The following is a 23689-nucleotide window of genomic DNA, read 5'->3' on the forward strand; positions in this document are numbered from 1 at the left end:
CGGATGGAAAACCGTTACACACTTTTCCTGGAATTGCTCTAAGGAACAACCGGCCGCGACGACGATGGACGCACGGAAATCCTCTATAGCCATCGCTTTCGTCGTCGTCGCGACCTTGCTGGTCATGGTCGTCGGGCTGTTGCCCGGCGCCAAGACGCTCTCGATCGAGACCGCCTTGCGCGTCCTCTTCGCTCCGGACGGGAAGATCGACTCCATCCTCATCTGGACGCTGAGGCTTCCGCGCAGCCTCGCCGCTGCGGTCGCGGGGGCCGGCCTCGCCGTCTCGGGCTACCTGCTGCAGGCGTTGACCCGCAATCCGCTTGCCGATCCCGGCATCACGGGCGTTACCGCAGGAGCGATCGCGCCGATCGTCGCTTGCTTCGTTCTGCTGCCCTGGTTTTCCTCGCTCTACTACCCGTTTGTCGGCCTTGCCGGAGGGCTTGCCGCAGCGTCGGTGACCTTTTGGGTCGCGCGGGGCGGCAATGGCCGTCCGCTTCATCTGGCTCTTGGTGGTCTCAGCGTCTCCCTCTTCCTGGGCGCAATAACCATCTACGTCCTGCTTCTCGCGGGGCCGCAATCGACCGCCCTCATGTTCTGGATATCGGGCGGTTTCGCCGGCAGGAGCTGGTCGCACGTCCTCCACATATTGCCTTGGGTCGCCGTCGGCGTGGGCGGGGCTCTGTTGCTGCATCGGGTCGTGGCGATGTTTTCGCTGAGCGACCATGCTGCCGCCGGGATGGGTGTGCAGCTTAACCTGTGGAAACCGGTTCTGCTTGTGCTCGGCATCTGTCCCGTGGCCGGCGTCGCGCCGGTCTCCGGACCCGTCGCCTTCGTCGGGCTGGCGGCTCCGCATATTGCGCGCCTTCTGCGGCCCCGCGGAACGGCCTGGGAAATCGCGCTTTCGGCGGCCATCGGCTCATTGATCGTGACATCGGCGGACCTGATCGGCAGAACGATCGCCATCCCGAAGGAAATCCCTGTCGGCATCATGACCGCGCTCCTCGGCGGCCCGATCTTCGTCTACCTCATCCAGCGGGGGCGTCTCGACTTCAAGGGAGAAGGCGCATGACGTCGAATGTGCCTGCCGTTGCGCAGCCGAAGCCGTGGCTCCTGCCCGCCGCCTTTCTGCTGGTCCTGCTATCCTTCGTCGCCGCCGTTTTCCTGGGCGTCGTCGATATCCCGGCGGATGACGTCATGTCGGTCCTGACCGGAGGCGGATCGCCGGAAGCCCGGTCCATCATCCTCGATATCCGTCTGCCGCGGATCGTTACCGGCATCCTCGCCGGAATCCAGTTCGCCGTGGCCGGTCTTCTGCTTCAGACCATCACCCGCAATCCGCTGGCCGACCCGTCGCTCATGGGCGTCTCCCAGGGCGCGACGCTGACTGTCACCACCTTTCTTCTGTTCACCGTCTACATCTTCAATCCCGGCTCGAACACTCTGGCGGAGCTGCCCATCGGATGGCTGCCGACCGCCGGATTGGTGGGCGGAATGGCGGCGGGCGGCCTTATCTACCTGATGGCGTTCCGACTCGATCTCAGCCCGCTCAGGATTACGCTCTGCGGCATCGCGATCGGCGCGGTGCTGCACGCCCTGGCTATCGGTTTGATTGCTGGCTGGGGTTCGGCACGCATCGAAATCATCCTCGAATGGCTCTCCGGCAGCCTCTACGCGCGCACCTGGGACCACGCGATTTTCCTGCTGCCGTTCACGGTCGCGGGCCTCGCCGCCCTCCCCCTGATCTACCGGCCGCTGATCCTCCTGCAGTTCGATGCGGCCCTCGCCCGCTCTTTCGGTCTGTCCTACCGCAAGCAGTTCTCGCTCGTTCTTCTGGTGTCCTGCGCGCTTGCCGCAAGTGCCGTCGGCGCGATCGGCCCGATCGTGTTCGTCGGCCTCATCGTGCCGCACCTGGCGCGCTTCCTCGCCGGGCGGCATTTCCCGCTGGTGCTGCCGCTGACGACCGTCCTCGGGGCGGTGATCGTGACGCTTGGCGACCTCATCGGTCGCCTGGTCGGGCGCGCCGAGGAAGTGCCGATCGGCGTGGTCACAGCCATTGTCGGCGTGCCGATATTGATCGCGCTGCTCAGAAAGGTCCCTTGAGTTTGCCCATGCCCCTCTCCTGCTCGCCACTGACGGTTCTCTACGGTCGCCGGAAGGCGTTGAACGGCTTCACGCTCTCTCTGGAGAAGGGCGAGATACGCGCCCTGATCGGCCCGAACGGATCAGGCAAGAGCACGGCGCTGCAGGCGCTCGCGGGATTGATCACACCCGCTGCGGGGCAAACCTCCATCGAGGGCGTCGCCGTAGCCTCCATGTCGCGGCGCGCCATAGCGAAGAAGCTCGCCTTCCTGCCACAGCAACCCTCTGCGCCGGACGAGATGACCATCGCGCAACTCGTGCGGCAGGGGCGCTTCCCCCATGTCGGGCTGTTCCGCTCTTATGATCGCAAGGACGAAGAAGCCATAGAATGGGCGCTCGAAAGCACCGGCCTCACGAGCCTCGCAGATCGAACGCTGCAGGAGCTTTCCGGCGGTGAGCGGCAACGGGCATGGATATCCGCGGCGCTCGCCCAGGAGGCTGGCATCCTGTTGCTCGACGAGCCGACCTCCTTCCTCGATATCGGTTATCAGGTGGAGGTCCTGGACCTCGTGCACCGGCTCAGTCGGGAAAGGGGCGTGACGATCGTCATGGCGATCCACGACATAAATCAGGCGATCGCCGTCAGCGACCGCATATCGCTGCTCGAGAGGGGCGAGCTACGCTTCAATGGCGAGCCGAGGGCGCTCGCCGAAAGCGGACTGATCGAAAAAACCTTCCGGGTCAAGGGACGGTTCGTCGAAGTCGCCCCCGGCAAGCCGCCCCACTTCGACGTCGAGCTTACGAGGCATTCCGACGCTTGACGAGGCGGAACACGGTCTTGGTCCCAGTGTAGTATTCGAGCGCATCGGCAAAATCCGGCGTCCACCCGTCCTCGACGAACGGGATGAAGCCGCCGTACTCGAGTTTTCGGCCAGACACTTCGAAGCCCGCGTTGGCGAAGGCCCGCGCATAATCCGTAATCGAACGATCCTGGACGACGGTGTTCGTGCGCTTCGCGACGAGTTCGCGCCACTTCGGCCACAGCGGATTGTCCGTATGGCAACCGGTCACGGCATAATAGACGCCGCCGGGCTTCAGCGCCTTGAATATATCCGCGGCGTGGGCGTCGATGTCCTTGACCAGGTAGACGACCTCATGGCTGATCGCCAAATCGAACTCCTCGATCCAGCCTTCGAGCGATTGGCCGACCGTGTGCTGCACGGGAATATTGCCCTTGAAGGCTTCGGCCTTTGCGATCGACTGCTCCGCGATGTCGATGCCGAGCGCCTTGCGGAAAGGCCGGATGGCGTAGAGGTGGCGCAACAGACCGCCCTGATTGCAGCCGAAATCGAGAACGCTCTTTTCCGAAAGGTCGCGTTCGAGAATGAGGTCAATGAGATGTCGCCAGATCGGCGCATGCCCGTCCGACATGTGGTCCTCGGCATCCGGGTCGACATACCAGGTGGCGATGGTCTTGGCGTCTCGGCTCATATGATCCTCTCCGATGCGATTCACACCCGGCCAGTCTCATAGGCTCCCCGGAGCGATGTGGGTAGACCAAATTGAAGGATGCAAAGGTCGGCGTCCGGAGCATTCCATTTCATGCGTCCGGCATGCCTGCGAGCAGCAATCCTTCGAGGATGGGTTCGATACGGCCGGGAATCTTGGCGGCCTGGCCTGCGCGAATGCTGGCGACGGTGACCTCGGGCGAGATCGCGAGCAGGTTGGCGAGGTGCCGCCGGGCCTCCTCCATCCGGCCGAGCCGCGCATTCGCGGCGATCAGCATCCAGAAGCACGGGGCATATTCGGCATTCGCCGCCATGGATTTGCGCGCCCAGACCAAGGCCTCTTCATAGTTGCCGCGGACCATCTCGACATGAGCCAGGCCGGTAAGATTCCAATGAGCGCCCAACCCGTTGGGACTAAGCCGCTCGGCGCGAAGAAAATAGGTGACGGCGTCATCAAGGCTGCCGCAGTGCAGGTTCGCGACGCCCGCAAAATTGACCACGTCGAGGTTGTTGGGGTTGAAGGCAACTGCGTTGCGGACCAGCTCGAAGCCTCGATCGTATTCCTTGAGGTGCTGGATCAAGGCGTTGCCACAGATTCCGGTAACGGTCGCGTCGCCGTGACCATGCGAAAGGGCACGTTCGATGTAGTTCCGGCAGAGTGCTTGCGGATCCTCGACGCCGGACAGCTTCCAGCCCAGAGTGCCACGTTGCATAAGCAGGATGACTGCCGTTGCAAGATAGGTGGCGTTGTTCGGCTCGAGGGCAATCGCCTGGTTGATCAGAGTGAGGCCGGCTTGGTTCCGCTCCGGTGTGTCCACGTAGAAGTTCACCATAGTCTGAAGGTAGATGTCATACGCCTCGATGCTCTCAGGACGTTCCCTCCGTGAACGGGCGATCTCTGCGCTCTTGATCTGGGGTTCGACTATCGCCACGACGCTTTCGGTAATGCGATCCTGGAAGTCAAAAATATCCTCCGTCGATCCATCATAGTGCTCGGCCCAGAGATGTGCGCCGGTGGCACCCTCGACGAGCTGCGCCGTGATGCGCAGCCGAGTGGCAGCCCTTCGAATGCTGCCTTCCAGCACGTAGCGCACGCCAAGCTCACGCGCGACCTGGCGGACGTCGGTCGCCCGTCCCTTGTAGACGAACGAGGAATTGCGCGCGATCACGGCGAAGGAGCGGAAGCGGCTGAGTGCCGTTATCATGTCTTCCACGACGCCGTCTGCGAAATACTCCTGCTCGACGTCGCCGCTCATGTTCTCGAAGGGTAGAACGGCCAATGACGGACGCATACTGTCCACCTTCTCGAGCGGCAGGGCGGATTTCGCTGCCGTCGGCCGAGGCGGACGCCATTTCCAGATGTGGATGGGTCGGTCGATGTTCTTAAGCTGAACCTCGCCACTGTCCTCGAACAAGGCGTTGACGCGGCCAACAATACTTTCCTTTACGATCGAGGAGATGCAGATGCCGCCGGGCTCCGCCAAGGGCTCGAGTCGAGCTGCAACATTGACGCCGTCGCCGTAGATGTCTCCGTCCTCGAACCTGACATCGCCGAGGTTCATCCCGATCCGCAGGACGATTTCCGGAAGCGGGGCGTCGGAGACTCGGGCGTTCTGCAACGCCAGCGCGCAATTGACCGCATCAACAACACTGTCGAATTGGACGAGTGCTCCGTCGCCCATCAGCTTGACAAGGCGGCCGTTATGGCCCGCGACGGCGGGATTGAAGACGGACTGCCGATGATGTTTCAGGGCGGCCAGGGTGGCGGTTTCGTCGGTTGCCATCATGCGGGAATAACCGACGACGTCCGCCGCCAGGACCGCCGCCAGCCTTCGATCGACATGATCATCGCTCATCGTGCCCCTCTCCCGCGCGGAGATCATAGCGGCCACCCAAGCGCGATCCTAGAGCATCCCGATTTCAAGTGGAATCACTGAAAGCGGATAAGATGCACTAGAATCAAAGTGCTAGAGCGTCCTTTGTGCGTTCACTTGAACGCACGGCGCTCTAGTTACCCGGTTTATTCTTGATGGCGGCCTCGATCTGCCTCTTCACAGCATCAAGGTTGAACGACGCCGGATCTTGCATCGGCGGATAGTCGACGGCAGTAAGAGCGAGTTTGACGACTTCCTGCTGAACGCTCACGAACCGCCAGAATTCGCGAGCGAAGAAATCATTCATGTACCCGCCACCAAGATTATTGAGGCTTTCCTCGCTGATGGATGGGGTCCGCTCGAATGGGTCCTGCCGGATGTTGACCATTGTGGGCATGTCCGTCGTGACCTTTGCCCCAGGCCAACCCTGTGGCTGTTGGATAAACTGGAACTTGAAGTTGTCGATCCGAATCGCGCCCAGTGCCGGCCCGGCGAAGTAGAAAAATTCGTGACGCGCCGACGGTGTCGTTCCCTGCAACAAGGCCAACTGATTGTAGCCGTCAAGATGGTTCTTGTAGGTCCGATCACCGAGTTGCACGCCTTTTAGCAGCTGTTCGGTGATGTTGGGGTTGCCAGCGGCCGCGACGAGCGTCGGGAACCAGTCCAGAGCCGAGAAAATCCCGTTTTCAATAGTGCCCGGTTTAATCTTGCCCGGCCAACGAATGATCGCCGGAGCCCTAAACCCGCCCTCCATAACGGTGCCTTTGGTACCCTTGAACGGGGTCATCCCACCGTCAGGCCACGTAAATACCTCAGCGCCGTTGTCCGTTGTGAAAATGACAATGGTGTTGTTGGTTTCGCCTGCATCTTCCACGCATTTCATTATTGCCCCGACGCTGTCGTCCAGCTGTGCCATGCCAGCTTCCTCAAGGCCGTAGTTGCTGTCGCTGCCCATAAGCGCCTGGTACTTCGGCGACAGGAAGGTCCAGACGTGCATGCGCGTTGGGTTGTGCCAAACAAAGAAAGGTTTTCGGTCCGCCTTCGCTTTGTCCATGAAGTCGCAGGAGGCCTTGACCAGGACCTCGTCGAACGTCCCCATGTCGTGTTTGGCCTTGGGGATCACATCATGCATGTTCGGCACATTGGACATGTCGGGATATGGCGCGAGAGGCCCCTCGTCCATGATCCGCTGCTTGCCGACCTTTCCCCAGCGCGGCTGTTCGGCCGCATCGTCGGTTTCGGTTGCAAAGCTGTGGACCAAGTTACGAGGGCCAAACTTGTCGCGGTACGACTGATCGTTCGGAAACGAGTACCAGTATGGGTCCGACATGGCGTCGAGGTGATACAGGTACCCGAAGAACTCATCGAATCCGTGCACTGTCGGCAGATACTTGTTCAAGTCCCCGAGGTGGTTTTTGCCGAACTGACCTGTGGCATAGCCCTCGGCCTTCAGAGCGGTCGCGATCGTCGCTGCCTTGTCGGGCATCCCTACATCCGCGCCGGCCTGGCCAACCGTTGTCAGACCTGTGCGCAGTGGTATTTCGCCGGTTATGAAACTCGCGCGTCCTGCCGTGCAACTCGCCTCGGCATAGTAGTCGGTAAACATCATGCCCTCGGACGCCAACCTGTCGAGGTTTGGCGTCTTGCCTGACATGATTCCCCGGTGATAGGCGCCGATATTGAACCAGCCCACGTCGTCGCCCATGATGACAACGATGTTGGGTTTCGGTTCCTGCGCCTTGGCAGGCGTGTTCAGGGCCAACGCGAACGTGGATGATAGCAATCCAATACAGATGTTTCGCAATGTACTCATCGGGTCACCCTCCTCCAAAAGAGCGCACGCCAAGTTTGCTTGCGCACGCCAAAGAATGCGACATGAAGAGAACTTTAATGCTTATTCTGCCAATAGCGTCCCGCGAGGACTAGAGCGCCATGCGCTCAAGTAAACGCACAAAGGACGCTCTAGCACTTTGATTCTAGAGCATCTTATCCACTTTCAGTGATTCCACTTGAAAGCGGGATGCTCTAACGATGCTTCGAGCCTGAAAGTATTTATCACACAGTTGCGTCTTGTTCCACAATTCGGCAACGTCCGCGTGTCGGGCTACCTCCATTCACGACTGCTCTTGGCGCATTCCAGGCGATGATCGAGTTGCAAGCGCAAGGACGCATGAACGGCCAGCCGATTACCAGGCGCAAAGCGACCGCGACGTCGGCGTCAGGCGTGCCACCTCGATCCTCCGCCAGCACTGGCCGTCCATTCTCGGGTAGATCTCGTCCGCCCAATTGACGTTCCGGTGCAGGCGTTCCTGATAGCGGGCTGCACTTTCCTCGTCCTTGTGGCATTCGAACCAGACAAGCACCGTTTCCCCCTCGCGAACCGGGAGCCTCGGAAAGCCGTTGACGCCTCGCGCGGTCACAAACACTCCATCGATGCGTGCTCCGGCTTCCTGCATGACAGGAAGTGCCTTGTCGCTGAAGTACCTCGCAAAATCCTCTTCGGTTCTTGGTGCCAGCGAGCAGATATTTACGACAATCAGGCCCCTCGCCTCGGGCCGCTCGACCTCCTGGCTCCTTTTGAGATTATGTGCGAACGGTTGCACGCTGCCGGTCGACTTCAAGAGCAATACGTTGTCCGAATTGAGCATCGTCTCGTTGGCGGCTGGTCCATGTTCTTTCCAGACCGGGCCTGAATAAAAGGATGCGAGCGCTTCCGTTCGGGCTTCCATATCCCTGAAGGAGCGAACCCAGACAAAGGCGTCAGGATCGTCGAGGTCGCGGAACTCGCCTTCGATGCGCATCCCCTTCGCTTCCTGCGGTTCAACGAACTCCCTGTCAAACAGGCCGATCAATGCCTCTCTGCCATTTGGGAGAAGTCTGTAGCGGCGGAGTTCAAACACGGTATGGGGGGTCATGGCTTCTCCTGACAGGTCAATCATCCTGTTTTGCAACACAGGACAATTGACCTGTTTTGTCAAGATGCTATCGTCGATGGAAATCGAAAGACGGACTCCATGACTGAAAACAGAAGAACCAATGACCCTGAGGGCGTGCGTCGCCGGATCATCGACGCGGCCTACGACGCCTTTGTCAGCCAGGGTTACGTCGCGACGGGAATGCTGGAGCTGCGCGAAAAGGCATCGGTATCCGGCGGTGCGATGGCGCATCATTTCCCGGCCAAGCGTGATCTCGGACTGGCGGTAATCCGCGATCGCGTGGCCGATGCTGTTCGGCAGACGTGGATCGAGCCGCTACAGGCGTGTGCAGACGCGCCAACGGCCATCGATCTCATCTTTGGAAGCATTATCGACGAATTGATGCCCAAAGGTTCGGTCTCCGGCTGCCCGCTCAACAACATGGCGATGGAAGTCTCTCGGCATGACCCGGAAATGCGCGACGTTCTCAGCGGGATTTTCGATGCCTGGCACGATGCGCTGTCCGCAAGGTTTCAGGCGGACGTGGCATCGAAACGCGCACGCGACCTCAACCCGGGCAGCCTCGCAACGCTCACGATTGCCGCCTATTCCGGTGCGATGGCGATCGCAAAGGCACGCCAGGACGTCGGTCCGCTCGTCGACTGCCGGGCGGAACTGGCCGCGATGCTGGCAACGAAATATCACTTGGGAACGTAGGCTTGTCGGTCTTCAACCAGCTCAAGGCAGCCTTTGCGCTACTGTATGTTTCCTTAAATCGTATTCGATTTAAGGATAAAAACATCCAGCGATTCAAAGTGCTACAGCGACCTTTCTGCGTCTGAAAAGACGCACGGCGCTGTAAGCATTCGTCCCCCTGGCATTCAGCCATTCAGTCTGGTTCGGCGTAAGATGACGTTTTCTCCGTCCTCGAATGTGAAGTCAGGACGAGCCCGCAGGAACTCGTTTGTCGCCGCTCGGCATCCTTCGTAGTCATGGTAGTCATCGATCATGATGACGCCTCGCGGACTGACCCGGTCTGCCAGGCTATTGAGGCAATAGCTGACCGGATCATACCAGTCGCAGTCGATGTGGGCGAAGGCGATGTTTTTTATCCCTGCCGCCGGCAGGGTATTCTCGAATAGTCCCTTATGCAGGTTGACCATCGGTCCGTCGACGGCGAAGCCGTATTTCGTGAAGGAACGGCAGACTTCATCATAAAGATTGTCGCGATAGCCATAATAAAGCTCGCCGCCCAGCCCTTTTGATTTCCCGCTCGCGATCGTCTTGTAACGATCCTTTGCTTTCTGGCCGTCCTTCGCCGACTGAGGCGGGGGTATCATTCCGAAAACGTCGAAGCCGTGAAAGCGGCGTCCATGGCGGTTGGCTTTCTTGGACAGGATGATTGCGCTTCCACCCAGGGCAATGCCGAATTCGGCTATATCGCCAGGCACATTCTCCTTCAGAACTTCCTTCAGTGCTGTCTCGAGACGTCTCAGCTTGCGAGGCGAAAGGTAGGTAAGGCGCTCTCGCCGCACGGACCGCGCCGTGGCGCTCAATAGGGAAGTTTCAAGCACGCGGCGCGCACGCCAGGTAAAAGAGCTCAAATAGTGCACTTTTTCCTCCCGCTAGAGCATCCCGCTTTCAAGTGGAATCACTGAAAGCGGATAAGATGCTCTAGAATCAAAGTGCTAGAGCGTCCTTTGTGCGTTCACTTGAACGCACGGCGCTCTAGATCGGGATGAGGAAAAGTGTGTGCGGTTTTCCGCCCGCATCCCGCTCTAACTTATTAGAATAGATCACGATGATTTTAGGTCGATCCGACCTAAAATCATCGTGATCTAGGCTCCTCGCCCCCTCCTTTATCGATTTACCCGTCCTGATGTGCAACAGTCTGGCTAATCAAACCATTCACATTTCCCGAAATATCTATGATGCCCGGGCTTGATGGGCCGTTTCGGACAACTCGGGGAAAAAGTGCGAACGCATTCGCTCCACGTAGGCTACGCACGCGGGCTTGGATCTGAGGAAATCCCGGATCGGTGACTCGATCGGCGTCAGCACCGATGTCGCCAATGTGCCGAAGACTGTTGCGTCGACGGTGGTGGGCCTCCCGCCGAAGAAGAAGGGCCCCTCGGACATCACTGCCAGTACGGCGCGCCAATCAAGCACGCCGGATTCGATGATGTCGTTGTCAGTATGACGCAAGATGCCCTGCTGCCAGAGCAGGTTCTTGATCTGCTTCTGCACCATGCGAATGACCAACGGACGGACAACCGCCGGCACTGCATCGAATCTGGCGCGCGTATGCCTTACCCCTTCGTCGCGAACCAGATGGGTGTACGCCACGACGAAGGCGTAGTGCTCTTCCAGCGTGCGCTGCACGAGGAGCGCTGTCGCGCGCTGCGAGGAGTCAAGACTCGCATCGGGATCGACACCGCGCGTTCTTTTCAGATGATCGATGATGATCGATGTGTCGGCGATCCGCGCCCCCGAATCCTCGATGAACGGCAACTTCCCCTTCGGTCCCTTGCGAGGGTCAGGCGTCTCGACGATCTCGTAGGGGATTCCGGCAATGCGTAGCCATGTTTCGAGCTTGCAGCAAAAGGGGCTGAGATTCGGAATCGCAAACACGCGCGGAAACTGGAACAGCTTGATGGGAGGTTGCGCCGCGTTCCGCATGGGAGAAGGAACCGCGGCGATCGGGTCGCGCTTGGTGGCCATGGTCAGGTTCCTTGTCATTGGTACCGACCACATGACGAAACAGGATGGGCGGGTGTGACGTGCGCGAGCACAAAAAGGTTGACGGTCCGCGCCCGCACAGAAATGTCCGCTTCGGGCTCAATCAGGCATTCGTCCGCCCGACGACCACTCTTGGCCCCAAAGCGGGCCTCACACGTAAGGATGCCGAGGTCCGGAGGCCAAAGCGGCGATTCGCGCCGGACTACCGCTATCCACCCAAAGCGGACCTGAACAATCGCAGGGCTGCTCGGACTTTCATGAGTGAGTACTCAGCGGAGCGGCGTCTTCAGCCGGCCTCGTAGCCTCAGACGACACGGCAGCGTCGAAGTTTGAATGGCTTGTCACAGCCCGAGGCCCGCAAGGCCGTCGCCAGGCGATCGCTGACAAAAAACGCTCGAGACAAAGACGGGTCGATCCAGATGTCGGCTCGGCACAGCGCGGCCGAGTTCACGACAACATCTCCGTCCTCGGCAATCGGATAAAGTTGATAGAAACCCTTGGAATATGGGTTTTCGCGAACGTTCTTCGATGACGACGGAACGAAGGCAGTTTTCGTATTGCCGAAATTGAGGGCGTAGTATTGGCCGGGCACAGGTGTCTTTCGGTCCATTTGCCGAAAGTCCACCGGATAGAGAGCACCATTTCCAAGATCGCAAGACTGAAGAACCGAGGCGCACGCAGCCGACACGTACCAGTGATCGCCATGAAAGAGGTGACGGGTCTTGGTGAACACGTCTGGATGGTCGGTGTTGGGATCAATGTTTATCTGCTTGGGAAAGTGGGCGGCCGAAAGCGGCTCGCCTGCTCTATTGCGCCGTATGCTATCAAGGGCGAAAGCGTTGTTCACCCGCAGAATATCAGCTTCCAGTGCAACAACACTTTCGGTGGAAGCTGGAGCGACACTCACCCAGACGCCGTCGGATTTATTCATTTGATACCTAACCGCGTGTATTGAGCGCGCGGCGTGGGCCGCTTTGAGGCATTCCGGAAGCTAGTGCAGCCAGTGCGGCATGTAGGTTTTCACCCAGTCAGGATCACGTTCGAACATTGTCGCGGGCCGGTTTTTCTCCATCCAATCGACTATGTGCGGCACTTGCCCGCGATAATCAAAGGGCGTGTCGACTTCGTCAAAATGCTCGGCCCGCGGTTCCTTGAATTTCAAGCGCCGGATTTTCGCATCCATCAGCGCAGATCGTAGTTGATCGGAAACCATGATACCCCCACCTTCCCAAACCCAATAGTTCAGCCAGAGATGCCGGCCGGCAATCGTCGTTCTGCTGACGGGCAATGGCGGCTTGGTTCCCATGCGGGAAAGATAGGGCATCCCCTCCAGACCGCCTGCTACTCTCCTGCCCCATTCGAGACTGATGCCTTTGACCAGAATGGAATCGAAACGTTGGCAGACATTGATCAGGAAGTAGGGTTCTTCATGCGGAGCCCCCTTCCTCGACTTGAGCAGGATTGGAAAAAATTCATGGACGCCTGGTTCGAACGCTTCGACGATCGTCCGAAATCGCTCACTCACACAGGCAAATCCGGGCATCGGAAAGACGTCGACAAGAGTGTTGCTATCGGTCTGGGTCGCACTCGTCGGCACTGGGTGTCCAACGAGACTGCGACCCGCGCCCCAGCTCCAGCCAAAGCCCCACGGCTCTGTCCCGTTGTTGTGCTTGTCGATCGAAAAGTCCGGTTGCGCGGAAACATAGTCGAAGCCAATCTTCCAAGCCACCGGCGCTACCTCGACGTTCCGCCAACGATCCGCACCCGTGCGAACCGAAACTTGACCTTCACTTTTGCCGCCTGGATGGCGTCGTGGAGCCGCCCACTCATGAAGAGCCCTCTTTGAAGCTTGCGCTCGTGCCAGAGGTCTGCACCCTCGAACGCCGCCGTTGTCAGCGCAACATCGCCGTCCTCGGGATCATACGTTGCCCACAGTTCGTAACCGTCCCGCTCCACCGTCCGGCGGGAAAATAACTTGCTGCGGGTTTCGCTCGGTACGAAACTGTCCTTCACCGCGCCAAAATTGAGCAGATAGAAGGGGCCCGGAAGCCGGGTCGCCTTGTCGGCCGCGTAGATCGGAAATTCGATCAATCCTCCCTTGCCGAGGTCGAAATCTTTCAGCACATCGGCAAGTCTACCTTTCACAGCATAGAAGGGACCAGCGCAGAACAGATCACCCACCCGCTTCCAGTTGGTTTCGGCAAACACGTACATAGCCTCGGGAAAATCGGTGCGCTCGAGGGTGTCGCCGCTATTATGTCGCAGGTGCGCCTCAAGGACATGCTGCGGCTTAACACCAAGCTTAAAGGTCGGAGGTGCCCAATCCTCGCCATAGAACTTTTCGCGGATGCCTTGCCTGTTTCCGATCTTGTAATCGCTCATCACGCTGCTGACCCAGATGGTCTCCGGCATGCCGCACTCCCCATTCTTTGAGCCATCTGCCTCGACCGGGCAGCACAGGCACTCCGTGGCAGAATCGTTTCGCAAGCTACACCGGAAAGTTGAAGGAAGAGTTAGGCAAGCAACTCGCCTCAATTCGCAGACTTCAATGGAATGTGCCAGCCGTGCGCAATGTCTCCTTTTGGCGGAGGCTGTGTGAAAACACCCGCGCATGATAGCCTACCTCGAGTTGAGCGGGAGATTCGGCATGGCGGGTTTCATCGAGGGGAAGGACCGCCGAGAACAGTCGTTCTTGCCGGAATGCCTCGATGACTATGTCGCCGAAGACAACCCAGTCCGCGTTGTCGATGTCTTCATTGACGAACTGGACTGGAGCGGATTGGGCTTTGCAGCGCCAGCGGCGACAGGGCGGCCGGGCTATAACCCCGCGACGATGCTGAAGCTCTACCTCTATGGCTACCTCAACCAGGTGCAGTCGAGCCGACGACTGGAGCGCGAGGCGGGCCGCAACATCGAGCTGATGTGGCTGACGGGCAAGCTGGCTCCCGACTTCAAGACGATCGCTGATTTCCGGCGTGATAACGGTGAGGCGATCCGCGCCATCTGCCGCCAGTTCGTCGTGCTCTGCCGGCAGATCGGCCTCCTTGCCGGTGGCACAGTTGCGGTGGACGGCAGTCGCTTCAAGGCCGTGAACACGCGCGATAAGAACTTTACGTCCGGCGCGATCCGCCGCCGCATGGAGCAGATCGATGCCAGCATCGAGCGCTACCTGGCCCTGCTTGACACGGCCGATCGTCAGGAGGACGAGGTGGCGGAGATGCGCAGGGATCGCCTGACGGAGCGCCTCGAACGCCTGCGCCAGCAAATGCGCGATCTGAAAGCGATGGAGCGCGCCATCGAGGCAGCACCCGACCGCCAGGTCTCGCTGACCGATCCCGATGCTCGCGCCATGGCCACCAACGGCAAGGGCACCGGCCTTGTCGGCTACAACCTCCAGGCGGCGGTGGACACGAAGCATCATCTGGTCGTGGCGCATGAGGTCACCAATGTCGGTCACGACCGCACCCAACTCGCCAGCATGGGCCAGCAAGCGAAGGAGGCGACCGGCGCGGATGAGCTGACCGTGCTGGCCGATCGCGGCTACTTCTCGGGCGAGGAAGTGCTGGCCTGCGATGCGGCGGGCATAAAGGCCATCGTGCCGAAGTCGCTCACCTCAAGCGGCCTGAAGCGTGGCTTCTTCGGCAAGCAGGACTTCGTCTTCGACGCCGACCGGGATCTGTATGTTTGTCCGGCCGGACAGGAACTGACCAGAGGCAGGATCCGATCGGATCGCGAGTGCGACGTCATCTTCTATCGCCATCTGACCGCCTGTTCGAGCTGCGAACTGAAGTCCCGCTGTACGCCCGAGAAGCTTCGGCGCATCCGGCGCTGGGAGCATGAGCAGGTGATCGACGCCATGCAGGCCAGGCTCGACCGCATGCCCGATGCCATGCGGGTGCGGCGGCAAACGGTCGAGCATGTCTTCGGGACCATCAAGGACTGGATGGGCCGAGGCCACTTCCTCACCCGGCGGCTCCCCAACGTCGGAACCGAGATGAGCCTCCATGTCCTCGCCTACAACCTCAAACGGGCGATCGCCATTCTCGGAGTACCGATGTTGATGAAGGCAATGAGGGCGTGAGCCCCTCAGACCGTCTGCGCGCCACCCAGATCCACGGCAGCAGGCGTTTCCACACAGCCTCGGCGCATTCCGGACGAGCGCGACGACCGCTTGAAGTCGGTCGTCTCTGTTTGCAGTCGAGCGCCCGCTTTGGCAGGCGCGGGCGGACACGCTCTACGGCGCCACGCGTCCTACGCGCAAAGGACGCTGTAGCACCTTGATTTGCTGCATGTTTTTGTCCTTGATCGGCTGGACCTCAAGGAACATGCAGCAGCAAACCCGGGCGGTAACACGCGAAGCATCAGCCGCGCCGCGCCGCCTCGATCGCGGCGACGTCGATCTTCCCCATCTCCATCATCGCATCGAAGGCACGCTTTGCTTCGGCGCCGCCGGCCGCAAGCGCGTCCGTCAGCACGCGCGGCGTGATCTGCCAGGAAATCCCCCACTTGTCCTTGCACCAGCCGCACGCGCTCTCCTGGCCGCCATTGCCGACGATGGCGTTCCAGTAGCGGTCGGTCTCCTCCTGATCGTCGGTGGCGATCTGGAACGAGAAGGCTTCGTTGTGCTTGAACATGGGACCACCATTGAGGCCAAGGCAAGGAATGCCGGCAACCGTGAATTCGACCGTCAACACGTCGCCCTCCTTGCCGGACGGGTAGTCGCTCGGCGCGCGGAAGACGGCAGTCACCCTGCTGTCGGGAAAGACCTCCGAGTAGAAGCGGGCGGCATCCTCGGCGTCCTTGTCGAACCAGAGGCAAATCGTATTCTTCGACATTGCGTGTTCCTTTCGCTCTGAAGCCATGCGGTCTACCCTTCGACATAGGGAGCCAACCGTTTTTCTCCACCCCGGAAATGTCGCCTCGCCGGGGCAGTCGCCAACACCGGAAACTTTGACGTCGCCGTCCGCGAGGACTATCTCGAGCATTGGGTGTCGGAATCTCGTTTAGCCAGTCGTCTTCAAGACGGATAAGCTATGGAGAACAGCGATGACTATCACCATTACCGCCTTTGAACGGTCGCCCGACCGAGGCGCGGGTCTGGCGCGCGACATGCGCGTTCGCTGGGCGCTCGAAGAAGTGGGCCAGCCTTACGACGTTCGTCTTCTTTCGTTCAAGGCGATGAAGCAACCCGCGCATCTCGCCCTCCAGCCTTTCGGCCAGATCCCCACCTACGAAGAAGGCGATCTCGCCCTGTTCGAGTCCGGGGCGATCGTGTTCCACATCGCGGAGCGCCACGGCGGCCTGCTGCCGGACGATGCGAATGCCCGGGCGCGCGCGATCACATGGATGTTTGCCGCGCTCAACACGGTGGAGCCGCCGGTCTTCGACCGCGCCCTCTGTCGGATCCTCGAGCGCGACAAGCCTTGGTACGAACAGCGTCTGCGTGCCCTCGAGGACAGCATCCGGAACCGGCTGGGCGCCCTTTCCCGTCGCCTTGGCGATGCCGACTGGCTCGACGGTGCGTTCAGCGCCGGTGACCTGCTGATGGTGACCGTGCTGCTCAGGTTGAAAGGATCGGATATACTCAACGAATATCCGAACCTTTCCGCCTATGTCGCCCGCGGCGGAGCGCGGCCCGCATACAAGCGTGCTTTCGACGCCCAGCTTGCGGTTTTCGCGGCCGCATCGAGCGAGTGACAAAGGTCGGCTCCGGGCGCGATCGTCCCGTTCGTCCCCCGGCGCCACGGATAGCAACGGGTCGAGAGAACGGAAGCTGCGGCGCCGGGCGTCTTATCGGACGCCACAGTACACGACAGCAGCGTATTGGGTTCGGCGAATGCTCTTTTCGCCCTCAGCCCTGTGCTCGTCACAGGGATCCAGCAGCGCCGCGTCCGCGGTGCGGAAGAGTCATGTCAGCCCAAGGACTTGGGCTGGCTGGATTCCTGTGACGAGCACAGGAATGAGGGGAAGGAGAAGCCTTGCTGTACCGCAGCCGACGCTGTAGCGCTTTGAATTGCTGCATGTTTTGTCGTTGAATCGGCTAGATCACTTCATTGTTTATTTGAAACAATGAAGTGATCTAACTCTTTGAAATTACGCAATTCCGGACGGAAAACCGTTACTCACTTTTCCTGGAATTGCTCTAGGATCTAAGGAAACATGCCGTAGCCGTTCCATCGAGGCCCCATCACGCCGAGAACGAGAGAGATAACCGGGAGCAAGTCATGTGCAGAAACATCAAACCCCTGTTCAATTTCGATCCGCCGGCGACGGACGAGGAAATCCACGATGCGGCGTTGCAGTTCGTGCGCAAACTGAGCGGAACGACCAGACCGTCGAAGCGGAATGAAGCGGCGTTCGATCGCGCGGTGCGTTCTATCGCGCAATGCGCCCGCGAACTCATCGATTCGCTGGAGACGTCGCAACCGCCCCGCGACCGTGAAGAAGAAGCGGCGAAGGCGCGCGCGAGAAGCGCAGCCCGGTTCGCGTGAGCTGCTGGCGGTTCTGTGCCCGCCGAGCTTCGCCGGCCGACTGCATGTTTCCTTAAATCCTAGCCGATTCAAGGATAAAAATGCGACGCGCTTCAGGGAAGTTCGATCTCGCCGTCCACCACGTGGTTGAGACCGGTGCCTTCCGCCGTCAGCGTCATGCGGACCTTCAACTTCTTGCCGCCGGTCTGCCCTTCGCGCACGATCTCCTCGATCTTGCGCTGCGAGGTCACACCGACTTCCTTCAGGAACTTGCGGATCGACATGTTGAAGGCGTCTTCACTCATGGCGGAACTCCTTTGTATCCGGAAGAGATTGTAAGGGAAGGCAGGCGGTCAAGGAAGGAGGACGGTGACACACCGTGCCATAGAAAAAGACCCCGAGCCGGGAGGAGGCGTCGGGGTCTCTTGATCGGCCCCTTGGGAGGAGGAGCGGAACCGATCGGTTGGCTCGCGCGGCGGGAGGAGGTACCGCGCGTTGTTAAGGCGAAGATAGATCATGCCCCATCATCGAATAGTTCCCCAGGTAACATCGCGGCGCCGTGCGTCTGACAAGACGAAACAGAGGGCATACCCGTCTTCCGCGTCCGGAGGTGCTGCGCCTACGGCGCTATCATCTTAACCGCTTCATCGGTCGTCCAAAGTCCGTTTGCCATATATCGGAAGTTGATCAATGCCGCGAGGTTGCCGTCGCCTTCAGGCAACTTCGGCGCGGCTACGGCGTCTCGAATAACTGCGACTTCAAATCCTTCTTCGAGAAACTCGCGAAGATGCGATTCAACGCACATGTTGGCGAGCATCCCGGCAAGGACGATCTGAGTGACGCCCTGTTTGCGGAGCTGGAAGGAAAGATCGTTTTGCTGCGGCCCGTACAGCTTGTGAGGCGAGGCGATGATAGTCTTGCCATCCTCTATGTATTTCTTGAACTGCGGCAAGAAGTCTGCCCCCGAGCCCTCGAAACCCTCCAGTGTATAGGGGCCTTTTCTATCGAATATGCCAAGCTCATGTTGGAATATTTCGAGAGGCCCCTGCACCTTCCACGTGTGATCCCACTCGTAGTAATGATGAGGCGATAGTGCGACGACCATTCCTGCCTGCTTTGCTGCGGCGAAGAGCTGATCAAGATGGGGAATGACATTGCGTTCGGTGACGGCTTCGCCCAGGACCGGCCAGGCAGTCCCTTCAGGGCTCATGAAGTCGTTCTGCGCGTCGATAACAACGAGCGCCGCCTTCGAGACGTCAAGTTTCATGTTCCCCTTGGTTAGTGCCGGTTTGGCGGGGTCCTGGTAGAAATCGACAACCGGCTGCGCGGCCATGGAAGCGCCGGCCCCAGCGAGAATAACCGCGCCGGCGAGGATCGCTGTGCTCAATTTCTGAATGAATTTCATTTCACGACCTAACATTTCGATGTCTCCTATTGTTGATCGTCAATTTGGCATTGGGCGATGGTTGCCGGCGCGCTTACCGCGCCGGCTAAAATGCTATGCCTTCACAAAGGCGAGCAGGTCGGGGTTCACGACATCGGCATGGGTGGTGCACATGCCGTGTGGGAGATTTTTGTAGATCTTGAGGGTGCTGTTCTTGAGGAGTTTGGCGGAGAGCGGAGCGGAATCCGCTATCGGTACGATCTGATCGTCATCGCCGTGCATGACGAGCGTCGGCACGTCGATGATCTTGAGATCCTCAGTGAAATCGGTCTCGGAGAACGCCTTGATGCCGTCGTAATGCGCCTTGGCGCCACCCATCATGCCCTGGCGCCACCAGTTCTGGATCACCGCAGGAATCGGTGTCGCTCCCGGCCGGTTGAAGCTGTAGAAGGGACCTGTGGGCAAATCGACATAGAACTGCGAGCGGTTGGCAGCGAGCGCCTTGCGCAGACCATCGAACACCTCGATCGGCAGGCCGCCGGGATTGGCCGGCGTCTTGACCATGATCGGCGGCACGGCGCCGATCAGCACCAGCTTGGCGACGCGGCCCTGGGGCTGGCCGTAACGGGCCACGTAGTGCGTCGCCTCGCCGCCACCGGTGGAGTGGCCGATATGGACTGCATTTCTGAGGTCGAGATGCTCGACCACGGCGGCGACATCGGCCGCGTAGTGATCCATGTCGTGACCGTCGCTGACCTGGGCGGAGCGGCCGTGGCCGCGTCGATCATGGGCGACGACGCGATAGCCTTGCGCGAGGAAATAGAGCATCTGCGTATCCCAGTCGTCTGCGCTCAGCGGCCAGCCATGGTGAAAGACGATCGGCTGAGCGTCGCGGGGACCCCAGTCCTTGTAAAAAATCTCGACGTCGTCCTTGGTTTTAACAATGCCCATGGTGTTGATCCTTTCAGATGGCATGCTGTCTGGAATGGAGGGCTGGGAGGCAGCCGGCAGGATCGGCAGAGCCGACAAAGCCGTCGCGCTCAGGCCGAACAGTAGGAGGTCACGGCGGACCGGATCGAAAAACCTGGATGTTGTGCTCATTGGCGGCTCCATGCTCAAACGGGATTGACAGGACGATACGAGAAAGCACCAATGTCGCAAACGACATTAATCCCGGGATTTCGGCCATGGCCCGTCACGTGACATTTCTCGTCTATCCGGGATTCGTGCTGCTCGACCTCAGCGGCCCGCTTGAGGTGCTGTCCAATGCCGGCGAGATATCGGGGAAGCCCTACGGTCTCCGGGTTGCGTCCGTCACAGGAGGATTGGTGCGCAGCACCTGCGATCTGGAGGTTGCAACGGTACCGCTGAAGATCGAGGCGACCGACACGTTCATTGTCGTCGGCGGGCGGGAACCGCCGGAAGGGCCGTGGGTGAGCGAGATCGCGAATGCCGTTCGGGGCGCGTCCGCACAGGCCCGCCGCACCGCGAGCGTCTGCACGGGTGCTTTCCTGCTGGCCGAAAGCGGACTCCTGGACGGGCGCGCCGCGACGACCCATTGGTTCTACGCGCCGAAGCTGCAGGCCCGATATCCGGCACTCCAGGTCGATGGCGACCGCATCTTCACCAGCGATAATGGCGTGTGGACGTCGGCAGGCATGTCGGCAGGCATCGATATGACGCTCGCCCTCGTCGAGGAAGATCTCGGTAAGGAGACAGCGCAGGCGGTTGCGCGCATGCTTGTGGTCTACTACCGGCGACCGGGCGGTCAGTATCAGTTCTCGTCGTTGCTCGACTTCGATCCCGGCTCCGATCGCATCCGCAAGGCGCTGAGCTATGCGCGGGAAAATCTGGCCGAAAACCTTTCGGTGGAGCGTCTCGCCGAAGTCGCGCACCTGAGCGTCCGCCAGTTCGGGCGTGCCTTCTCCTCTTCCACCGGCATGACGCCGGCCAAGGCGGTCGAGCGGCTCCGCGTGGAGGCGGCGCGTCCCCTGATCGAGGAGGGCCGGCTGTCCTTCGACGAGATCGGCCGTCTCGTCGGGTTCACCGATCCGGATCGCATGGCCCAGAGCTTCATCCGGATCTTCGGCCATACGCCACAGGAGATGCGGCGTGTGGCCAGACAGGCTGCCGCTGCAGAGCGGACGGCATGATTAACTGAGGTGTCGCATTGTCCCAACGTCTCGATAAATCGGTGTGCGTTTCGTTCGGGAAACGGCCGGATGTCGCTCGGCAGATGGGATGGTTGCCGCCTTCCCGACGGCATCGAAAGTGCCATCCGTATGTGGTCAAACGAGCCACGAAGCGAAAAGGACGGTGGAATGAAGGCTACGGCCTGACGTCGGTGTCGGGTGGAGAGCGGAATTAGGTAGACAAGTGCTGAATGGCGGCGTTTGCAGACAGGAGCCGTCATAGCATGAGGCTCGTGAGGGAGTTCCACACAAGCCTTTGAATCCATTAAGACTCACAAGTCCAGAACAGCCTCTAGGCCGCCGTCACTTTCAGCCCGCGCTGCACCGCCGGACGCGCGAGGCCGCGGTCGAGCCACGCCTGCACATGAAGAAAGCGGTCAAAGCCGACGAGCTCGCGCGCTTCGTAAAAGCCGATCAGGTTGCGCACCCAGCCGAGCAGCGAAATATCGGCGATGCTGTAGTCAGCGCCCATCACCCAGTCGCGACCCGCGAGCCGTTCGTCGAGGACACCGAGCAACCGCGCTGATTCGGCTACGTAGCGGTCGCGCGGGCGCTTGTCGTCATAGGCCTTGCCGGCGAATTTGTTGAAGAAGCCGACCTGGCCGAACATCGGCCCGACTCCGCCCATCTGCCACATCACCCACTGGATCGTCTCGTAGCGGATGTTCGGATCGGCCGGGATAAATTGTCCCGTCTTGTCGGCGAGATAGAGGAGGATCGCGCCCGATTCGAATAGCGCAAGCGGCGTACTGCTCGGCCCGTCGGGGTCGTAGATTGCGGGAATCTTGCCGTTGGGGTTGAGGGCGAGAAAGGCCGGGTCGTGGTTTTCGTTCGCCATGATGTCGATCCGGTGCGGCTCGTAGGCGAGGCCCGTCTCTTCCAGCATGATGCCGACCTTCACCCCATTGGGCGTCGGGGCGGAAAAGAGTTGCAGCCGATCAGGGTACCGCGCCGGCCAGCGCGTGAAAATTGGATGATTGAGTGTCACTTTATGCTCCTATACTTGTCGGCACACACGAAAAGCCCAGACGCGTTTCCAAGCATCCTTCCTGGGTGCGTCTGGGCTTCGGCGTTACTCTCGCGTCACATGAAACCTCCAATTACCCTCGGAGATGGTCGATGCGACCGGTCAGAGTTCAGATCGAGCCGGCCGGTGTAACGGCCGGAAAGTCCTTCTCGGGATCGAACACGTTATTGAAGAAGTTCGTCAGGGAGTACATGGCCACCAGCGCGACGATCTCCATCACGTTCGCATCCGTGTAGCCGGCATCGCGGACGGCTTTCAGATCGGCGTCAGTGACCTGCCCTCGGGTTTCGATGACTTTGCGCGCGAACTGGACGGCGGCGTCCCGCTTCGGGTCGCTGGCATGGCCCTTCCGAGCGAGAATGATTTCATCGGCCGGCAGCTTGGCCATATGTTCGGCCGTAAAGCTGTGAACCGCCAGGCAGTAGTTGCAGCCATTCACTTCGGAGACAGCGAGGCCGATGCTGTCACGCGTCTTCACGTCGAGCGCCTTGCTCAAGGAGCCGAGCAGTGTGGCCCATGCGTTGAACGCGATCGGGCTCTGCGCGAAGGTCGCCATCATACTTGGGGTGAACCCGATGTTCCTGGTGAACGCATCGAGGGTCGGTTTCGATTCAGCCGGCACCTGTTCCGGCGTTAAGGCTATAGCTCTCGCCATGGTATTCTCCATAAGTTGTTGAATTGAAATAGGATTATGCGAAGTCCAGTACATCGGCCACCGGCAGGCGCGGCTTCTGCGGCCAGTTCCCGGTGCGCTCGGGCCCTACGGTCAGCAGCATGACCGGCACTTCGTCCTCGGCCAGGCCGAACTCGCGGTGCACCGCAACGTCGTCGAAACCGATCATCGGCGTCGAACCAAGGCCCAGCGAGCGGGCCGCATAGATTATCGCGGCGGCCCCAAAGGTGGCGGAGCGTACCGCCTCGTCGCGCTGGCGCTGCGGCTGCTCGAAATACAGACCGCGCGCGGGGAGTTCCCAATCCGGCACCAGGTGTGCCGGCATGATGCCCGCTTCCACGACCGGTGCCAGGCGCTGTGGTATTGTGCTGGCATCGGCTAGCTGGCCGACGATGATGAAAGTAACGGCCGCATCGCTGATCGCTGGCTGATTCCAGGCGATCGGCAGTAAGCGGGCTTTGGTTTCAGGCGTGCGTACGGCGATGAAGCGCCAGTTCTGCAAGTGAAAGGATGTCGGCGCGCTGGTGCCGATACGCACCAGCTCACGAATTTGATCGTCGCTCAGGGTAGCGGCAGAGTCATAATATTTGGCGGCACTGCGGCTCAAAATGGTTTCGATCACGGGGTTGGTCATGGCTCGTTCCTCATCAGGTGGTTACGAGCCTGAAATTAGAACCAGCAGATGCTATTTTCGAGACGGAATTAGCTCAATAAAGTGCTCGAAAGGATCAATTTGACGCGGTTCTCGTGAAGCAGTGGCTACCGCTATACAACGAACGATGCGCCTAAGCCCTCATTCAGACCGCACCGAAAGCCGAGCGCGTCTAG

At 60.1% G+C, this 23689-nt stretch carries 24 protein-coding genes; 8 read left to right on the forward strand and 16 right to left on the reverse strand.

The annotated features are described in order from the left end of the window. Positions 1–64: 64 nt before the first annotated feature. From RB548_RS10110 to RB548_RS10120, 3 genes are read left to right on the forward strand one after another with little or no spacing between them, the layout of a single operon-like run. Positions 65–1069, forward strand: coding sequence for a FecCD family ABC transporter permease (locus tag RB548_RS10110; protein WP_331374790.1), 1005 nt, complete (start codon positions 65–67; stop codon positions 1067–1069). Further along, positions 1066–2100 (forward strand): FecCD family ABC transporter permease, encoded by a 1035-nt coding sequence (locus RB548_RS10115; protein ID WP_331374791.1) that lies wholly within the window; start codon positions 1066–1068, stop codon positions 2098–2100. Before RB548_RS10110 ends, RB548_RS10115 begins: the two co-directional genes overlap by 4 nt. Positions 2101–2108: 8 nt before the next feature. Continuing rightward, positions 2109–2900: an ABC transporter ATP-binding protein gene (locus RB548_RS10120; RefSeq protein ID WP_331374929.1), complete on the forward strand. Its 792-nt coding sequence runs from the start codon at positions 2109–2111 to the stop codon at positions 2898–2900. Here RB548_RS10120 and RB548_RS10125 read toward each other — a convergent pair. The 4 genes from RB548_RS10125 to RB548_RS10140 form a co-directional block, all read right to left on the reverse strand. After that, positions 2878–3570 (reverse strand): class I SAM-dependent methyltransferase, encoded by a 693-nt coding sequence (locus RB548_RS10125; protein WP_331374792.1) that lies wholly within the window; start codon positions 3568–3570, stop codon positions 2878–2880. The two genes, RB548_RS10120 and RB548_RS10125, sit on opposite strands and share 23 nt — an antisense overlap. A 109-nt stretch (positions 3571–3679) precedes the next feature. Then, positions 3680–5443: an adenylate/guanylate cyclase domain-containing protein gene (locus RB548_RS10130; RefSeq protein ID WP_331374793.1), complete on the reverse strand. Its 1764-nt coding sequence runs from the start codon at positions 5441–5443 to the stop codon at positions 3680–3682. Positions 5444–5594: 151 nt separating this feature from the next. Next, positions 5595–7274, reverse strand: coding sequence for an arylsulfatase (locus tag RB548_RS10135; protein ID WP_331374794.1), 1680 nt, complete (start codon positions 7272–7274; stop codon positions 5595–5597). A gap of 373 nt (positions 7275–7647) precedes the next feature. After that, entirely contained in the window at positions 7648–8376 is a 729-nt protein-coding gene (locus RB548_RS10140; RefSeq protein WP_331374795.1) for an NIPSNAP family protein, read from the reverse strand. Between the two features lie 99 nt (positions 8377–8475). Here RB548_RS10140 and RB548_RS10145 point away from each other — a divergent pair, with 99 nt between their 5' ends. Further along, a complete protein-coding gene (locus RB548_RS10145) occupies positions 8476–9093 on the forward strand; it encodes a TetR/AcrR family transcriptional regulator (RefSeq protein WP_331374796.1) in 618 nt (205 codons plus the stop codon). A gap of 164 nt (positions 9094–9257) precedes the next feature. Here RB548_RS10145 and RB548_RS10150 read toward each other — a convergent pair whose 3' ends face one another. The 5 genes from RB548_RS10150 to RB548_RS10170 form a co-directional block, all read right to left on the reverse strand. After that, entirely contained in the window at positions 9258–9989 is a 732-nt protein-coding gene (locus RB548_RS10150; protein WP_331374797.1) for a TylF/MycF/NovP-related O-methyltransferase, read from the reverse strand. 313 nt (positions 9990–10302) lie between these two features. After that, the gene (locus RB548_RS10155) at positions 10303–11097 is read right to left on the reverse strand and encodes a glutathione S-transferase family protein (protein ID WP_331374798.1); all 795 of its coding nucleotides are present in this window, start codon (positions 11095–11097) and stop codon (positions 10303–10305) included. A 322-nt stretch (positions 11098–11419) separates the two neighbouring features. Continuing rightward, the gene (locus RB548_RS10160) at positions 11420–12046 is read right to left on the reverse strand and encodes an imm11 family protein (protein WP_331374799.1); all 627 of its coding nucleotides are present in this window, start codon (positions 12044–12046) and stop codon (positions 11420–11422) included. 60 nt (positions 12047–12106) lie between these two features. After that, the gene (locus RB548_RS10165; RefSeq protein WP_331374800.1) at positions 12107–12844 is read right to left on the reverse strand and encodes an imm11 family protein; all 738 of its coding nucleotides are present in this window, start codon (positions 12842–12844) and stop codon (positions 12107–12109) included. 5 nt (positions 12845–12849) lie between these two features. Continuing rightward, complete coding sequence (locus RB548_RS10170) at positions 12850–13527, reverse strand: hypothetical protein (protein ID WP_331374801.1); 678 nt, start codon at positions 13525–13527, stop codon at positions 12850–12852. 235 nt (positions 13528–13762) lie between these two features. Between RB548_RS10170 and RB548_RS10175 the strand changes: the two genes are divergently transcribed. Next, entirely contained in the window at positions 13763–15196 is a 1434-nt protein-coding gene (locus RB548_RS10175) for an IS1182 family transposase (RefSeq protein WP_331373358.1), read from the forward strand. Positions 15197–15476: 280 nt separating this feature from the next. Here the strand turns inward: RB548_RS10175 and RB548_RS10180 are convergent, their stop codons facing one another. Beyond that, positions 15477–15950, reverse strand: a complete 474-nt coding sequence (locus RB548_RS10180; protein ID WP_331374802.1) for a VOC family protein — start codon at positions 15948–15950, stop codon at positions 15477–15479. 211 nt (positions 15951–16161) lie between these two features. Between RB548_RS10180 and RB548_RS10185 the strand changes: the two genes are divergently transcribed. Both RB548_RS10185 and RB548_RS10190 read left to right on the forward strand, forming a co-directional pair. After that, positions 16162–16812 carry a glutathione S-transferase family protein gene (locus RB548_RS10185; protein ID WP_331374803.1) on the forward strand — a complete coding sequence of 217 codons (651 nt, stop codon included), beginning with the start codon at positions 16162–16164 and terminating at the stop codon, positions 16810–16812. Between the two features lie 527 nt (positions 16813–17339). After that, a complete protein-coding gene (locus RB548_RS10190) occupies positions 17340–17606 on the forward strand; it encodes a DUF2277 domain-containing protein (RefSeq protein ID WP_331374804.1) in 267 nt (88 codons plus the stop codon). 92 nt (positions 17607–17698) lie between these two features. Here RB548_RS10190 and RB548_RS10195 read toward each other — a convergent pair whose 3' ends face one another. The 3 genes from RB548_RS10195 to RB548_RS10205 all read right to left on the reverse strand — a co-directional run bounded on the left by RB548_RS10195 (position 17699) and on the right by RB548_RS10205 (position 19920). Then, positions 17699–17890 (reverse strand): DUF6494 family protein, encoded by a 192-nt coding sequence (locus tag RB548_RS10195; protein WP_331374805.1) that lies wholly within the window; start codon positions 17888–17890, stop codon positions 17699–17701. Positions 17891–18204: 314 nt separating this feature from the next. After that, complete coding sequence (locus RB548_RS10200; protein WP_331374806.1) at positions 18205–19005, reverse strand: isochorismatase family cysteine hydrolase; 801 nt, start codon at positions 19003–19005, stop codon at positions 18205–18207. Between the two features lie 78 nt (positions 19006–19083). Then, the gene (locus tag RB548_RS10205; protein WP_331374930.1) at positions 19084–19920 is read right to left on the reverse strand and encodes an alpha/beta fold hydrolase; all 837 of its coding nucleotides are present in this window, start codon (positions 19918–19920) and stop codon (positions 19084–19086) included. Between the two features lie 236 nt (positions 19921–20156). On the opposite strand from RB548_RS10205, the gene RB548_RS10210 reads away from it, so the two are divergent. After that, positions 20157–21122 (forward strand): GlxA family transcriptional regulator, encoded by a 966-nt coding sequence (locus tag RB548_RS10210; RefSeq protein WP_331374807.1) that lies wholly within the window; start codon positions 20157–20159, stop codon positions 21120–21122. A 331-nt stretch (positions 21123–21453) separates the two neighbouring features. Here the strand turns inward: RB548_RS10210 and RB548_RS10215 are convergent, their stop codons facing one another. The 3 genes from RB548_RS10215 to RB548_RS10225 form a co-directional block, all read right to left on the reverse strand. Then, on the reverse strand, positions 21454–22149 hold the full coding sequence (locus RB548_RS10215) for a glutathione S-transferase N-terminal domain-containing protein (RefSeq protein WP_331374808.1): 696 nt from the start codon (positions 22147–22149) through the stop codon (positions 21454–21456). Positions 22150–22297: 148 nt separating this feature from the next. Beyond that, positions 22298–22843, reverse strand: coding sequence for a carboxymuconolactone decarboxylase family protein (locus tag RB548_RS10220; protein ID WP_331374931.1), 546 nt, complete (start codon positions 22841–22843; stop codon positions 22298–22300). Between the two features lie 34 nt (positions 22844–22877). Further along, the gene (locus RB548_RS10225; RefSeq protein ID WP_331374809.1) at positions 22878–23495 is read right to left on the reverse strand and encodes a nitroreductase family protein; all 618 of its coding nucleotides are present in this window, start codon (positions 23493–23495) and stop codon (positions 22878–22880) included. Positions 23496–23689: the final 194 nt, after the last annotated feature.

Source organism: Sinorhizobium chiapasense (genome assembly GCF_036488675.1).
GTDB lineage: Bacteria > Pseudomonadota > Alphaproteobacteria > Rhizobiales > Rhizobiaceae > Sinorhizobium > Sinorhizobium chiapasense.

What these genes read in the sequence shown, in the direction of transcription:
- RB548_RS10110 (WP_331374790.1), top strand. Translation starts at nt 65, where the DNA reads ATGGACGCACGGAAATCCTCTATAGCCATCGCTTTCGTCGTCGTCGCG.
- RB548_RS10115 (WP_331374791.1), top strand. Translation starts at nt 1,066, where the DNA reads ATGACGTCGAATGTGCCTGCCGTTGCGCAGCCGAAGCCGTGGCTCCTG.
- RB548_RS10120 (WP_331374929.1), top strand. Translation starts at nt 2,109, where the DNA reads ATGCCCCTCTCCTGCTCGCCACTGACGGTTCTCTACGGTCGCCGGAAG.
- RB548_RS10125 (WP_331374792.1), bottom strand. Translation starts at nt 3,570, where the DNA reads ATGAGCCGAGACGCCAAGACCATCGCCACCTGGTATGTCGACCCGGAT.
- RB548_RS10130 (WP_331374793.1), bottom strand. Translation starts at nt 5,443, where the DNA reads ATGAGCGATGATCATGTCGATCGAAGGCTGGCGGCGGTCCTGGCGGCG.
- RB548_RS10135 (WP_331374794.1), bottom strand. Translation starts at nt 7,274, where the DNA reads ATGAGTACATTGCGAAACATCTGTATTGGATTGCTATCATCCACGTTC.
- RB548_RS10140 (WP_331374795.1), bottom strand. Translation starts at nt 8,376, where the DNA reads ATGACCCCCCATACCGTGTTTGAACTCCGCCGCTACAGACTTCTCCCA.
- RB548_RS10145 (WP_331374796.1), top strand. Translation starts at nt 8,476, where the DNA reads ATGACTGAAAACAGAAGAACCAATGACCCTGAGGGCGTGCGTCGCCGG.
- RB548_RS10155 (WP_331374798.1), bottom strand. Translation starts at nt 11,097, where the DNA reads ATGGCCACCAAGCGCGACCCGATCGCCGCGGTTCCTTCTCCCATGCGG.
- RB548_RS10160 (WP_331374799.1), bottom strand. Translation starts at nt 12,046, where the DNA reads ATGAATAAATCCGACGGCGTCTGGGTGAGTGTCGCTCCAGCTTCCACC.
- RB548_RS10170 (WP_331374801.1), bottom strand. Translation starts at nt 13,527, where the DNA reads ATGCCGGAGACCATCTGGGTCAGCAGCGTGATGAGCGATTACAAGATC.
- RB548_RS10175 (WP_331373358.1), top strand. Translation starts at nt 13,763, where the DNA reads ATGGCGGGTTTCATCGAGGGGAAGGACCGCCGAGAACAGTCGTTCTTG.
- RB548_RS10180 (WP_331374802.1), bottom strand. Translation starts at nt 15,950, where the DNA reads ATGTCGAAGAATACGATTTGCCTCTGGTTCGACAAGGACGCCGAGGAT.
- RB548_RS10185 (WP_331374803.1), top strand. Translation starts at nt 16,162, where the DNA reads ATGACTATCACCATTACCGCCTTTGAACGGTCGCCCGACCGAGGCGCG.
- RB548_RS10190 (WP_331374804.1), top strand. Translation starts at nt 17,340, where the DNA reads ATGTGCAGAAACATCAAACCCCTGTTCAATTTCGATCCGCCGGCGACG.
- RB548_RS10195 (WP_331374805.1), bottom strand. Translation starts at nt 17,890, where the DNA reads ATGAGTGAAGACGCCTTCAACATGTCGATCCGCAAGTTCCTGAAGGAA.
- RB548_RS10200 (WP_331374806.1), bottom strand. Translation starts at nt 19,005, where the DNA reads ATGTTAGGTCGTGAAATGAAATTCATTCAGAAATTGAGCACAGCGATC.
- RB548_RS10205 (WP_331374930.1), bottom strand. Translation starts at nt 19,920, where the DNA reads ATGGGCATTGTTAAAACCAAGGACGACGTCGAGATTTTTTACAAGGAC.
- RB548_RS10210 (WP_331374807.1), top strand. Translation starts at nt 20,157, where the DNA reads ATGGCCCGTCACGTGACATTTCTCGTCTATCCGGGATTCGTGCTGCTC.
- RB548_RS10220 (WP_331374931.1), bottom strand. Translation starts at nt 22,843, where the DNA reads ATGGCGAGAGCTATAGCCTTAACGCCGGAACAGGTGCCGGCTGAATCG.
- RB548_RS10225 (WP_331374809.1), bottom strand. Translation starts at nt 23,495, where the DNA reads ATGACCAACCCCGTGATCGAAACCATTTTGAGCCGCAGTGCCGCCAAA.